The organism is Arthrobacter sp. CAN_A214 (genome assembly GCF_015751955.1).
Taxonomy (GTDB): Bacteria; Actinomycetota; Actinomycetes; order Actinomycetales; family Micrococcaceae; genus Arthrobacter_D.
Genome location: NZ_JADOUU010000010.1, coordinates 43736 through 56047, shown reverse-complemented (window position 1 = coordinate 56047; position 12312 = coordinate 43736). Strand labels below are relative to the sequence as shown.

13 protein-coding genes are annotated in these 12312 nt (G+C 65.6%); 8 read left to right on the top strand and 5 right to left on the bottom strand.

Going from position 1 to position 12312, the window contains the following annotated elements; genetic code table 11:
- Positions 1 to 11: 11 nt before the first annotated feature.
- The 6 genes from IWX65_RS10385 to IWX65_RS10360 all read left to right on the top strand — a co-directional run bounded on the left by IWX65_RS10385 (position 12) and on the right by IWX65_RS10360 (position 6094).
- Positions 12 to 1679, top strand: a complete 1668-nt coding sequence (locus IWX65_RS10385; protein WP_196882657.1) for an AbgT family transporter — start codon at positions 12 to 14, stop codon at positions 1677 to 1679.
- An 89-nt stretch (positions 1680 to 1768) separates the two neighbouring features.
- Positions 1769 to 2716, top strand: a complete 948-nt coding sequence (locus IWX65_RS10380) for an ATP-grasp domain-containing protein (RefSeq protein ID WP_196882655.1) — start codon at positions 1769 to 1771, stop codon at positions 2714 to 2716.
- Positions 2717 to 2806: 90 nt separating this feature from the next.
- Entirely contained in the window at positions 2807 to 3940 is a 1134-nt protein-coding gene (locus IWX65_RS10375; protein ID WP_334683800.1) for an MFS transporter, read from the top strand.
- 181 nt (positions 3941 to 4121) lie between these two features.
- Positions 4122 to 4550, top strand: coding sequence for a ChaB family protein (locus IWX65_RS10370; protein ID WP_196882651.1), 429 nt, complete (start codon positions 4122 to 4124; stop codon positions 4548 to 4550).
- Between the two features lie 104 nt (positions 4551 to 4654).
- Entirely contained in the window at positions 4655 to 5707 is a 1053-nt protein-coding gene (locus tag IWX65_RS10365; protein ID WP_196882650.1) for an ABC transporter substrate-binding protein, read from the top strand.
- An 81-nt stretch (positions 5708 to 5788) separates the two neighbouring features.
- A complete protein-coding gene (locus tag IWX65_RS10360) occupies positions 5789 to 6094 on the top strand; it encodes a PRC-barrel domain containing protein (RefSeq protein WP_196882649.1) in 306 nt (101 codons plus the stop codon).
- Between the two features lie 105 nt (positions 6095 to 6199).
- On the opposite strand, the gene IWX65_RS10355 is transcribed toward IWX65_RS10360, so the two are convergent.
- From IWX65_RS10355 to IWX65_RS10345, 3 genes are all read right to left on the bottom strand, one after another.
- Positions 6200 to 6433, bottom strand: a complete 234-nt coding sequence (locus tag IWX65_RS10355; protein ID WP_196882648.1) for a DUF6480 family protein — start codon at positions 6431 to 6433, stop codon at positions 6200 to 6202.
- 88 nt (positions 6434 to 6521) lie between these two features.
- Positions 6522 to 7298: a hypothetical protein gene (locus IWX65_RS10350; RefSeq protein ID WP_196882647.1), complete on the bottom strand. Its 777-nt coding sequence runs from the start codon at positions 7296 to 7298 to the stop codon at positions 6522 to 6524.
- 249 nt (positions 7299 to 7547) lie between these two features.
- Positions 7548 to 7811 carry a hypothetical protein gene (locus IWX65_RS10345; RefSeq protein WP_196882646.1) on the bottom strand — a complete coding sequence of 88 codons (264 nt, stop codon included), beginning with the start codon at positions 7809 to 7811 and terminating at the stop codon, positions 7548 to 7550.
- Positions 7812 to 7926: 115 nt separating this feature from the next.
- Here IWX65_RS10345 and IWX65_RS10340 point away from each other — a divergent pair, with 115 nt between their 5' ends.
- Positions 7927 to 8913 (top strand): bile acid:sodium symporter family protein, encoded by a 987-nt coding sequence (locus IWX65_RS10340; RefSeq protein WP_196882645.1) that lies wholly within the window; start codon positions 7927 to 7929, stop codon positions 8911 to 8913.
- Here IWX65_RS10340 and IWX65_RS10335 read toward each other — a convergent pair.
- The gene (locus IWX65_RS10335) at positions 8876 to 10249 is read right to left on the bottom strand and encodes a dihydrolipoyl dehydrogenase family protein (RefSeq protein ID WP_196882643.1); all 1374 of its coding nucleotides are present in this window, start codon (positions 10247 to 10249) and stop codon (positions 8876 to 8878) included. The two genes, IWX65_RS10340 and IWX65_RS10335, sit on opposite strands and share 38 nt — an antisense overlap.
- A gap of 134 nt (positions 10250 to 10383) precedes the next feature.
- Between IWX65_RS10335 and IWX65_RS10330 the strand changes: the two genes are divergently transcribed.
- Positions 10384 to 11205: a CPBP family glutamic-type intramembrane protease gene (locus IWX65_RS10330; RefSeq protein ID WP_196882641.1), complete on the top strand. Its 822-nt coding sequence runs from the start codon at positions 10384 to 10386 to the stop codon at positions 11203 to 11205.
- Between the two features lie 4 nt (positions 11206 to 11209).
- On the opposite strand, the gene IWX65_RS10325 is transcribed toward IWX65_RS10330, so the two are convergent.
- Complete coding sequence (locus IWX65_RS10325) at positions 11210 to 12256, bottom strand: NAD-dependent epimerase/dehydratase family protein (RefSeq protein ID WP_196882639.1); 1047 nt, start codon at positions 12254 to 12256, stop codon at positions 11210 to 11212.
- Between the last annotated feature and the right edge of the window lie 56 nt (positions 12257 to 12312).

Below are 12312 nucleotides of genomic sequence, written 5' to 3'. Positions count from 1 at the left end.
AGTACGTGCCCGTGGCATCCTCTGCAGAAACCCGAAGTAGTGTGACCGATCGCTTCCTGACCGGTGTGGAAAAGGTGGGCAACAAGCTTCCCGACCCCTTCATGCTGTTCCTGATCCTCTTCAGCATCACGGCCGTTCTGACCACCGTCATGGCGTGGGCCAACGTCACCGTACAGATTCCGGGAGCGGCGGAGGTCACCGCGATCAAGGGCCTCTTCACCGCAGAGGGGCTCACCTGGCTGACCCAGAACCTCGGCGCTAATTACCTCGGATTCCCGCCGCTGGCCACTGTCCTGCCGATCCTCCTGGCCGTCGGTGTGGCCGAGAAGTCGGGCCTGCTGGCGGCGCTGATCCGCAAGGCCTTCGGCTCTGCACCGCGCTGGGCGCTGCCCTACGCCGTCGGCGCCGTCGGCGTCACGGGTTCCATCATGTCCGACGCCGCCTTCGTGGTCATCCCACCCCTGGCCGCCCTCGTCTTCAAGGCCGCGGGGCGGCACCCCGTGGCCGGCCTGCTGGGCGGATTCGCCGCAGCGGGCGCCGGTTACTCGACCAATATCCTCGTCACGAGCCTCGATGCGCTGTTCGCGGGGATCACGACGGCGGTCACCGAGACCCTGCCCAATGCCGGCTCCATCGTGACCCCTGTGTCGAACTACTACTTCAACGTGGTGTCCTCGATCGTCCTGATGCTGATCGCGGGCTTCATCATCGACAAGGTCCTCGAACCGCGGTTGGCCCGCCAGGGTGTGCCGGTCGACGAATTGCACGACGACGACGACGCGAATGGCGGAACGGTCGCCGGTGCGACTCCCGGTGCGAAGTCTGCCGGCGCGAAGTCTGCCGGCGCGAAGTCTGCCGGCGCGAAGTCTGGCGGCGCGTCCACGCCGCCCGCCACGCTGAAATCGGAACTTGAGCCTGTCGAGGCGCGTGGCCTGAAGTGGGCCCTGATCGTGGGTGCGGTGGTCGCCGTCGCCATTGTTCTCGCAGTTGTTGTTCCCGGCTCACCGTGGCGCAACGAGGAGGGCGGATTCCTTCCGAGGTCGCCGCTGCTGAGCTCGATCGTCTTCATCGTCTTCACGCTCTTCACCGTGCCGGGCCTCGTCTACGGGAGGGTGGTGGGCACAATCACCACGGGCAGGGACGTACCGCGCGTCATGGGCGAGGCCATCAAGGACATGGCCGGCTTCCTCGTGCTGGCGTTCATCCTCGGGCAGTTCATCGCCCTGTTCAACTGGTCGGGGATCGGCCAGTGGATCGCCGTCGCCGGCGCCGGCGGGCTGCAGGCCATCGGGCTCACCGGGTACCCGGCAATCCTCGCCTTCATCCTGCTGGCGTCACTCCTGAACCTCTTCATCATCTCCGGGTCCGCGATGTGGACCCTGATGGCCGCCGTGTTCGTGCCGTTGTTCGTTCTGCTCGGGTACGAACCGGCCTTCATCCAGGCGGCGTTCCGTGTGGGCGATTCCGCAACACAGGTCATCACCCCGCTGAACCCCTACATGATTGTGCTCCTGACCATGCTGCGTAAATACGAGCCGCAGGCCGGCCTCGGTACCCTCATGGCGCGCATGCTGCCGTTCGTTGTGCCGTTCTGGCTTGCGTGGGTGGCAATCCTCAGCGTGTTCTTCGTGCTGGACCTCCCGTTGGGTCCGGGCAACGGCATCTTCATCGGCGGCTGAGCCGGAATAGGTGTCCGGCGCTCCGGGTTTTCGGTAACGATGCCCTTTTCACCGCTTGATTCAACCGCTTTTCGACCGGGAGGAAACCCGTGACCACTGTCTACGCCCTGCACGAGAACCCCGAATGGTTCCCGCCGTTCGCCCGAGCCTTCGAGCAGGAGGGGGTCGACGTCGTCGAGTGGCTCCTCACCGACGGTGTGCTGGACCTCGACGCCGCGCCTCCTGAGGGAATCTTCTGGTCCCGCATCAGTGCCTCGGCGCACACCCGGCAGCACCATCTGTCGAAGGACTACGCCCGCTCCGTGCTGTCCTGGCTGGAGGCCCACGGGCGCCGGACGGTCAACGGGCGGCGCGTGCTCGAGCTCGAGATGAGCAAGGTGGACCAGCTGACGGCGCTGCGTGCAGCCGGTATCGATACCCCCCGTACGGTGGCCGCCATCGGCCGTGAGCGCATCGTCGAGGCCGCGAAGGACTTCCAGGCTCCGTTCATCATCAAGCACAACCAGGGCGGTAAGGGTCTCGGGGTGCGGAAATTCGAATCGCACGACGAGCTCACCGCGTACGTGGATTCCGCCGAGTTCGAGGAGCCGCAGGACGGCATCACTTTGGTGCAGGAATTCATCCACGCCGCCGAGCCGTTCATCACGCGCGCCGAGATCGTGGGTGGGAAGTTCGTGTACGCGATCAAGGCCGACACCGCGCGCGGTGGGTTCCAGCTCTGCCCGGCGGATGCCTGCGCCATCGACCCGGTGAGCGGCAAACCCATCATGCCGCCAGGGGCAACGATCGAGCCCGAACCCGGCCAGCAGCTCTTCAGCCTCCGGGAGGACTTCGACCATCCGATTATTGCCCGCTACGAGGAATTCGCGCGGCGGAACAACCTTGAGGTGTGCGGGATCGAGTTCATCGAAACGGCGGATGGCCGGGTACTCACCTATGACGTCAACACGAACACCAACTACAACGCGGCTGTCGAAGCCGTCGCACCGCGGTCGGCTCCCAGGGAGCTGGCGAAGTACCTGAAGGCTCTCGGGTAGCACTCGCAGTCCGCCTGAAGGAGAAACCCCACGCGTAAGCTACTCACTACTTCCGGGGCGTTGCCGTGGACCGTCATCGGGATAATCCTCGTGGCGCTCAGCATGCGCGGGCCGATAGTCGCGCCGGCACCGGTCATTACGGACATCCAGGCGGATGTCGGCCTCTCAGCGGTGGGGGCGGGTCTGCTCACCAGTCTGCCCGTGCTGCTTTTCGCGCTCGCCACCCCCTTGGCGTCTCGTGTGATCCGCCGCGCGGGCCCGGAGGCTGCTGTCCTGATCTGTCTTCTCGGTGTCCTGGTGGGATCCGGAATTCGATCGGTCGGCCCGGCGCCGGTGGTGTTGATCGGCACGATTGTCATCGGCGCTGCGATAGCCGTCGGCAACATCGTTGTCCCCGTGCTCATCCGACGCGACGTGCCCTGGCAGCGGGTGTCCGGTGTGACGGCCGCCTACACCTCGGCTCTCAATGTCGGATCGATGATCACCTCCTTGGGCACCGCGCCACTGGCCGCGGTGGTGGGGTGGCGCTGGGCCCTGTCCGGTTGGGGCGTTCTGGCCCTCGCCGGGTTCATCTTCTGGTTGGTGGTTTCCCGCAGGCGGGCCCGCACGCCGCGAACCGACTCCACCAGCCCATCCCCATCGCGGGGTTCCGGCCGGGTCGGTCGTATCGGGTGGCTGTTGACCTTGGCGTTCTCCGGGCAGGCGTTCGCCTACTACGCCCTCACAGCGTGGCTGCCCACGCTGCTGTTCGAGACCCGTGGGCTCAGTCTGGCCGCTTCCGGTGCTGCAGCATCACTCTTCCAGGTCTCCGCCATAGCGGGCGCACTCGGAGCGGCCGTGCTCGTGACACGCTCCCGACCTTGGGTTCCTGTGGCGGTGATCGGAATCCTGTGGGTCAGCCTTCCGCTGGGCCTGCTCGTGGTTCCGGAGTGGTACGTCGTGTGGTCGATCGCCGGCGGAATCGCCCAGGGTGGTGGTTTCACCACGATTTTCTCGATCGTGGCCCGGGCCACGCGGTCGGATGGCGAGGCAGCGGTCATGTCAGCAAAAGTACAAGCCTGGGGTTACCTCGCCGCGGCCGCGGGCCCACCCCTGGCCGGCGCCATCCACTCCTCGACCGGAAGCTGGACAGCTCCGCTGCTGCTCGTTCTGGTCGCAACCTTCGCATTCTGTGCCGGCGGACTCCTGGTTGCCCGGGAAACACGACCCCGACGCGGCAGCTGAGGCACCGTAGCGTACCGAATAGCCCGGCTTTCACCGCTCGAGCCGCTGATGACCGGCGTGTCGCTGGACGACACGCCCTTCGGTCGTTGAAAACCGGATAACACCCAACGGCTGACCGGAAAGCCGGGCATGGGGCCTACCATCGAAGAACGAAAAAGCCGATCGACAGGAGGCCACCCCGATGGGACGGTTCACGAAAAAGGGCGAGGTCAACGAGGAAGAGTTGCCCAGCACGCTGCAGCGCTCCGACGAAAAGGCCAAGAGAACCTACGCCGCGACGCTCGAGTCAGCCGAGGAGCAGTACGGCGACGGCGAGCGGGCGCACCGCACCGCCTATGCGGCACTGAAGCACAGCCACGAGAAGGTCGGGGACCATTGGGAGCCGAAGGAGGAGAACGGCCCCTCGGACGCCCGGGCGGCAGGCGGGGCGGACACCTCCCGCACAACCGCCGGTGGAGTGGATGCCAATGCGTCGAAGGACCACCTGTACTCCCTGGCAAAGGAGCTCGAGGTGCCGGGCCGGTCCTCCATGTCCAAGGCGGAGCTGGTGGACGCCCTGCAGAAGGCGAACGACAGGGAGACGCGGAAGGCGCGGGAGCCGGGCTCCTGATCGCATTACGCCACAAAACCATTTCGTAATTATTCTCGCTTAGGCTAGCCTTACTTCTATCCCGTCCGGAACGCCCTCAGTGGCCACAGAAGTCAAGGAGCCCCATGGCCCCCCTCCGTATGCGCGGTCTTTTCGCCGCTGCCGCCATCGCAGTCCTCTCCCTTTCGGCCTGCTCCACCGGCCCCGCTGACGGCGGCTCGGTGGCGACGGGCGGAAACGACGACGGCGCAGCCGACGCTTTCCCCGTCACCATCGAACATGCGTTCGGCGAGACGACGATCGAAGAAAAGCCCGAGCGCATCGCGACCGTTTCCTGGGTGAACGCCGATGTGTCCCTGGCACTCGGCGTCGTTCCGGTGGGAATGCCGATCGACGCCTACGGCGGAAACGAGAACGGATCAACGCCGTGGAAGGATGCCAAGCTCGAGGAACTCGACGCGGCCATCGGTGGCGAGAACGCGCCCGCGCAGTACTCCGAGGCGGACGGCATTCCCTTCGACGACATCGCCGCAACCAATCCTGACGTGATCCTCGGTGTCTATTCGGGCCTTTCGCAGGAGGACTACGACACCCTTTCCGCAATCGCACCGGTCGTTGCCTACCCCGAGGTTGCCTACGGAACCGCGTGGCAGGATTCGACCCGCATCATCGGCGATGCTCTCGGGCTGGCGGACCAGGCCGGCGAACTCATCACCGAGACCGAGGAGGCGATCGCCGGCGCTGCCGCCGAGTATCCGCAGATCGAGGGGAAGACGTTCATCTATGGCAACCTCGAGCCGGCAGGAGCCGACGGCGTCAACATCTACACGGCCAACGACAACCGCCCCCGATTCCTGAGCGAGCTCGGAATGATCCAGGCCGACGTCGTCACCGAGAACACGCAGGACAGCACGGAGTTCTTCATCCCCTGGTCCGCGGAGCGCGCAAATGAGCTCGAGTCCGACGTCTTCGTGACCTGGGTTCCGGACGCCGCAACCAAGGAAGCAATCAGCACGGACCCGCTGCTCAGTCAGATCCCCGCAGTGGAAACCGGTGCGCTGGTCGCCGACAGCGACAACACGCTGACGCTGTCCATCTCTGCGGCCAATCCGCTGAGCCTGCCCTGGGCGCTCGACAAGTTCCTCCCCCTGCTGGGTGAAGCGGCCGACAAGGCGTAGTTCTCCTCGACGTTGCCCTTGCGGCCCATCTGGGCTGGAATGGTAAGCGAACTGCGGGCCGCCGGATGAAAGGGAGACACCATGGACAAGCTTGAGATCAATGAACTGCAGGAGGCTACGGCCTGGGACAGCGAAGGCATCAAGCTGGGAGAAGTGAACCAGGTTCACCTTGAGAGGGCATCGGGCCTCCCGGGCTGGGTGACGCTGTCGTTCGGCCTGCTCAATACCCGCAAGCACTACGTGCCACTCGACGGTGCTCACTTCAAAGGGGCCGACCTCCATCTCAAGTGGACCAAGAAGCAGATCAGCGACTCCCCGGACACCGCGAGTGACCTCGAATTATCTGCGGAGGAAGAGCGGGAGTTGAGCGAGTACTACTCCCGGTAGAGCCATATCCCAAAGAAGCCGCCGACCAGTCCAGGAACTGGTCGGCGGCTTCTTTGGTTTCGGGGGAAATGCTTCGAAGGCCGGCGAACCGTCAGGCGTCAGGCGTCAGGAAAGGATGCCGACGATGTAGCCGACGATCATCAGGATGAACAGGAGGACGACAACGCCGATCACTGCGAGCCAGATCTTGGAGAAGCCTTTCGACGGCCCACCCTCGTCATGTCCCATTTCCCACGCGGTACTAGCCTCTCCTGGTGGTGTCTCACCCGGGGGCACGCCGCCACCAGGCTCAAGGCCGGTGATCTTGTCGTCCTCCGGATCGGGGTTCTGTGCAGACATGGGATCCTCCCAGTAATGTTGGTTGGCGAGTTTCTTCAACAGTACCCCGATGATACTAAGGTTGCTTACTTTTACTGCGGGGTGTCCTTCAGAACTGTCGGCGCCATCCAAGGGCGGTTCCGGCAGTTGCTCCTGCCGCCAAGAGAAGAAGGCCGGCGGCAGCCAGGGGGGAGTGTGTTTCGGGAACCGCCTGCGCGCCTTCCACCCCGGTGTCCGCGCCGCCACGTGGCAGGGGACCGGACATCTGGGACGCGACGACCGACCCGCAGGCGATAGGCACGTCGGTCGCGAAGGGCAGCGCGGGATTCATCGGATTCACTTTCTGCTGGGCAGCGGCCGAAAGCAGGGACGGGTCGGCGCCATGAACCTGCGCAACGGCGTTACCGGCCTGGATTGCCCCGATGGTGGCCGCGTCCAGGGTGATCGTTCGCGAATAGTCATAGGCTCCGCCGGCAGGGAACAGGTGGGCTGCCGCTCCTGAAGCGGGGCTCGTATCACCTTCGACCGTCAGTGACGTACCGACGGGCCCCTCGAAGGGTAGGCCCTCGAGGGAGCTGACAACGCCGTCGCCATCAGCGTCGGCCGCAGGGCCGGCACAGACGCCCTGTCCGCCGATGTGGATGTGTTGGGCATGCATATACGGCATGCCCATGAGTGTCGACGGGGCGCCGGCCACGCTCATGCTGATCGTGGCCTGGTCGCCTGCCAGATGGATCATCACCTGGCCGGAGGTTCCGCTGTTGTTCACCGGAGCGAGCACTGCCGAGTAGGAGGCGGCGCCATCGTCGGCGGAAGCGGGCCCGGCGGCAAGAGCCAGGGCTGAGAATGCCAGGGTGGGAGCGATGAAAAAAGCAGAGGTACGCATGGAGTTGACCCTTCTGAACAGATAAGGAGACCCGTGTGATACCGCCCAGTTTATTGGGCGGTATCACGCGGGTCTCCTTGAAATAACCGATTGAGTAGGGCGCGGAGCAGGACGTACCCTGCCTTCCTCGCCTCCGCCACCCACCGCCGGCGAAACGAACTGGAGGGAATCCTGTAGTCGGTCTTCAGCAGCTGGGACGGGCCGACAAGGCGCTCCCGCTGGTCGGGGATCGTCCAGCGTAGGCCGGCATTACTGGGCCGGATTGTCGTCCGGAGACGCAGCGGGTAGGGCTTTCTGCTCGCGCGGTGTCCACGAGATGGTGATATCCACACCATCGTCGGTGTCTTCGACGAAGAGGTGCAGATCCTCGCCCAGCAGGGCTTCATGCTCGAATTCATCGCCCGCTTCCCGTGCCATGTCAGCGAGCCTGCTGATGGCGACGGCCATCGCGCGTCCCCAGTCGTGTGGATGCTTGCTGCTGGATTCTTCGGTGGCGGTAAATTTCTTGTCCATGGTCGCCGTTCTTCCCCCTGCGCTGTTGCTGCGAAACGAAGCACCCTTGCCGTTGCTGGGTGGCACAAACCCTAGCAGTCGGACATAGGGCGGGGCACGTGATAAGCAATTAACCATGACCAAGACACCGTCCGCACAGCCCTCCGCCGAGGAACGCAGCGCGCGCATCGCCGTGACCCTGTTCCCCCTCCTGATCCTTGCCGGCGGCGTGCTGGCGGTGTTGACGCCGAATGCCTTCACGGGACTTGCTCCGCTCATCAACCCGCTGCTCGGCGTCATCATGTTCGGCATGGGGCTGACCCTGACTCCGCCTGACCTTGCCCTGGTGGTGCGGCGGCCGATCCCCGTGGTCATCGGCGTGCTGGCGCAGTTCGCCATCATGCCGCTCCTCGGCTGGCTTGTCTCTGCACTGCTCGGCCTGCCCCCCGCGCTGGCTGCCGGGGTCATCCTGGTGGGCTGCTGCCCTGGAGGTACGGCATCGAACGTCGTGTCCTACCTCGCCCGCGGCGATGTTGCCCTGTCGGTGGCGATGACCTCGGTCTCGACCCTCCTCGCCCCACTGCTCACGCCCGTGCTGGCCCTGTGGCTGGCAGGCCGATACATGCCGGTGGACGCCGGATCGATGGCCGGGTCCATCCTGCAGATCGTCCTGGTGCCGGTGCTCCTCGGACTGGCAGTGCGCTTCTTCCTGCCGGGCCTCGTGAACCGTTGCCTCCCGGCATTGCCCTGGGTGTCCGTCGCCGCGATCACCGTGGTGGTGGTGGCCGTGGTGTCAGGAAGCGCCGGGATCATCCTGTCGGCAGGCCTGCTGGTTCTGGCCGCGGTGATCCTTCACAACGGGCTGGGCTACGCGCTGGGCTATGGTGCCGCGAGGCTCTTCCATCTCCCGGTCGCAGCGCGCCGCACCACGGCGATCGAGGTGGGAATGCAGAATTCCGGGCTCGCCGCCGGCCTGGCGAGGCAGTATCTCACCCCCGAATCGGCTCTGCCCGGCGCCATCTTCTCGGTGTGGCACAACGTCTCGGGCGCCGCGCTCGCCGCATACTGGCGGCGCAGGGATGCGCCTACTTCCGCAGTGCAGCCCTCGCAGCGTGCCCGATGACCGCACTGTAGGTGGGGTAGGCGAACTTCACGCGCGCCAGCGTTGCCAGATCCGTTCCGGCTGCCATGGCGGATGCCACCGCCTGGATGACCTCCACCGCATTCTCCCCCACCGCATGAGCCCCCAGGATCAATTCGCGGTGGCGGTCGGTCACCAGTTTCAGGAACCCCTGCTCACGGTCATCGATGATGGGCCGCTCCACCACGGCATACGGGACGACGACGGCGTGGCACTCCGAATCCCGTTCCCTCGCCTTCGCCTCGGTGAGCCCCACTCCCGAGTAGTCCGGATCGGTGAAACCGCCCTCCGGAAGCAGGTGATGCGGGGTGGTGCGGTTGGCGCCCAGGACGGCGTTCTCGGCAGCGGTCTCACCTTCGAATACCGCGGCCTGCACCAGCATGCTGCTGCCGTTCGCGTCACCGGCAACGAAAATGTGCGGCACATTCGAGCGCAGGTAGTCATCCACCGGGATGAAGGACCGCGCCGTCTCGACGCCGGCCGCCTCCAGTCCGAGGCCCGCCAGGTTCGCAGGCCACCCGGCGGCCATGACGACGGCGTCGACGTCCCGTGCCAGGGGCTCGCCGTCGCGCTTCCAGGTGATGGTCAGCGTTCCGTCCGCCCCCTGCGTGATGCCGTCGATACCGTCGATACCGGTTTCGACCTGGACGCCCTTCGAGACGAAACTCGCGGTGACGGACGCTGAGACGTCGTCGTCCTCGGTGGTCAGGATCCGCGGAGCAAGATCCAGCAACAGGACCTCGGACCCGAGGGCCTGGAAGATCGTGGTCAGCTGCGCACCGGTGTGCCCACCACCGATCACGGCGACGACGCCGGGAAGCTCCTTGAGCGAGAGGACCTCGTACGGAAGGATGGACAGCCCTGCACCCGCGATGGGGAGCCGCCGGGCGTCGCCGCCGATGCACAGGAGGATGGAACGCGCGCTGAGCTCGACGCCGTTGACCGACATCGTATGCTCATCGGTGAATACCGCCTGCCCGCGGAGCAACTCGATGCCGAGGCGTTCCAGTGTTGCCTGGTACCCCTTGGCGTCGAGTACCCGCTCCACAGTGGCATGCACACGCCGGACCGTCTTTTCCCAGTCGAGAGAAGGTTCCGCCACCACGATGCCGTAGTCGTACGCGGTGCGGACCTCACGGAAGAGCCTTGCGGTCTTGGCCAGGACCCGCGTGGGCACGCAGCCGGAGTTGACGCAGGTCCCGCCGAGCGCCGAGCGTTCCACCACGGCCGTTCGCGCCCCCAGTTCCGCAGCGCGTGTTGCGGCGGCCATTCCCGCCGGACCGCCACCGATGACCAGAACGTCGTAGGTGTACTCCACAGGGCACTCCTTCAAGAGGTCGAAAAAGGAAAAAGGCGTCTTCCCATCCTCCACTGTCCATCCAACCGGGAAAAACGATGGCCGGAGTGGATTCGTCAGCGGACAATGGGCGGGGCGGGAGTAGGCTCTGGTGCATGTCCAGAACCGCGGTAGAGCCACCGGCTGTGCGGCATGCTACGCGAAACGTCCTTCCGGCGGGGATGATGGCGGTCTCCGGTTTCCTGCTGTTCGGTCTCGACCTGCGGTGGCAGGGCTGGCTCCTCCTTGCAGCTGCACTCGGAGTGGCGGCCGCTCTCGACCGGGGGCTACTCCGGGATCTGGGCCTGATCGCCCTCGGAATCCTCATCATGGATGCCGTCCCCATCACCACCGACATCAGTGTGAGCCACATGGCCCTCATGGGAAGCGCGATGATTACCGCCGTCGCCCTGCCCTACCTCATCTCGCGGTTCCTCTACCGCGATCACGCCATCCGGTTTCCCGTCCTCACCGGGCAGAAATGGACACGCCTCGAGCGCTGGTACCTACTCGCCGTCGTCGTCATCGGTTACCTGCTGCTGCCCGTCTACCTCATTCCCAGCGGCGTCTATGAGAACTGGCCCGCGGCGAGCGATGCCGGGAGCGTGGCGCGCCTCTTCCTCGGGACCAACGTCCTGGGAATCTGGGACGAGCTGTTCTTCATCTGCACGGTGTTCACGCTCCTGCGCCGCCACATCGCGGAATGGCAGGCGAACATCCTCCAGGCGGTGGTGTTCACGTCCTTCCTGTGGGAGCTCGGATTTCACGCGTGGGGCCCTTTCCTCATCTATCCGTTCGCACTGGTGCAGGGCTGGATCTTCGCGCGCACCAAGTCACTCACCTATGTGGTCAGCGTCCACCTCCTCTTCGATTTCGTCCTGTTCCTGGTGCTGCTGCACGCCCACAACCGTGCATTGTTTCCGATCTTCCTGTACTGAAGCCCTACCGCGGGTACAGGGTGGGGGAGCCCTGCAGGCCGTTTCCGGTGCGCAGGCCGTCGACCACCGCGGTCAGGGCATCCCGTGACGAGTGCTCCGCCGACCAGCCCAGCAGGGTCCTCGCGCGGCGCGTGTCCAGAACCGGCGCCAGCGCCGCCATGTCGATCCATCCGGGATCTGTGCGCTGCAGGCCGATTCCCCAGCTGAGCGCCACGAGTGCGCGGAGCAGCCCCACGGGAATGTCGAGTACGCGACGGGCACCGAGCACCTCCGCGACGCGGGCCGGCGTGAGTTCCGGCTCGGCGGCAATATTGAAGGCCCCCGATGCCCGCTGGTCGACCACCCGCCAGTAGGCGTCGGCGACGTCGTCGGCGTGCACCGCCTGGAAGATGAGCTGTGCGGGGATGGGGACCAGCGGCAGCGGAATCCGGCCCAGCACTCCCTTGGGGATGAGGGGGCCCAGAAAATACCGCCCGATCTCGCTACCGGCGTCGGGCTGGAAGATGAGGCCAGGACGCAGGCGGGCCACGATGCGGTCAGGGTGATCGGCTTCGAAGCGGTCGAGCAGCTTTTCCTGCTCGGCCTTGTGCCGGCTGTAGTGCGAGGTGGAGATGCCTCCTATCGGCCAGGACTCGTCCTTGCGGGAATCCTTGTCGGCGGGTGAGTAGGCGGCCACGGACGAGGCGCAGACGAACTGCCGCACACCGGCGTCGGCGGCCGCACGGAGCGCATTCGCCGTACCTGTCACGTTGGTGCGGTACATCGCTGCCTCATCGCGGTTCGGCTGGATGGCCCAGGCGAGATGGACGACGGCGTCCATGCCCTTGAGCGCGGCGGTTAGCTCGAGGCGCCCGTCGTCCGTGCCGACGTCGAGGGTGTGCCAGTGGACCCCGCCGTAGGGCTGGACGGTGATGTCCGGAGCGCGGCGGGCAACTGCGGTGACGGACAGGGGCTCGAGCCCCGCGGCTTCCCGCTCCGCTGCTGCGCGGCGCAGCCTTCGCAGCAGAGCCGTACCGACATTTCCGGTGGCACCGATAACGGCAATTCGCATGGGGACTCCTCCTGGGGGTCACTGTCTCCAGGCACTCCTGTTACGGACTGGACTAG

Bases quoted from the DNA above. Each gene is read 5' to 3' on its own strand.
- IWX65_RS10370 (WP_196882651.1), top strand. From the start codon at position 4,122: ATGGGACGGTTCACGAAAAAGGGCGAGGTCAACGAGGAAGAGTTGCCC.
- IWX65_RS10365 (WP_196882650.1), top strand. From the start codon at position 4,655: ATGGCCCCCCTCCGTATGCGCGGTCTTTTCGCCGCTGCCGCCATCGCA.
- IWX65_RS10360 (WP_196882649.1), top strand. From the start codon at position 5,789: ATGGACAAGCTTGAGATCAATGAACTGCAGGAGGCTACGGCCTGGGAC.
- IWX65_RS10355 (WP_196882648.1), bottom strand. From the start codon at position 6,433: ATGTCTGCACAGAACCCCGATCCGGAGGACGACAAGATCACCGGCCTT.
- IWX65_RS10350 (WP_196882647.1), bottom strand. From the start codon at position 7,298: ATGCGTACCTCTGCTTTTTTCATCGCTCCCACCCTGGCATTCTCAGCC.
- IWX65_RS10345 (WP_196882646.1), bottom strand. From the start codon at position 7,811: ATGGACAAGAAATTTACCGCCACCGAAGAATCCAGCAGCAAGCATCCA.
- IWX65_RS10340 (WP_196882645.1), top strand. From the start codon at position 7,927: ATGACCAAGACACCGTCCGCACAGCCCTCCGCCGAGGAACGCAGCGCG.
- IWX65_RS10330 (WP_196882641.1), top strand. From the start codon at position 10,384: ATGTCCAGAACCGCGGTAGAGCCACCGGCTGTGCGGCATGCTACGCGA.
- IWX65_RS10325 (WP_196882639.1), bottom strand. From the start codon at position 12,256: ATGCGAATTGCCGTTATCGGTGCCACCGGAAATGTCGGTACGGCTCTG.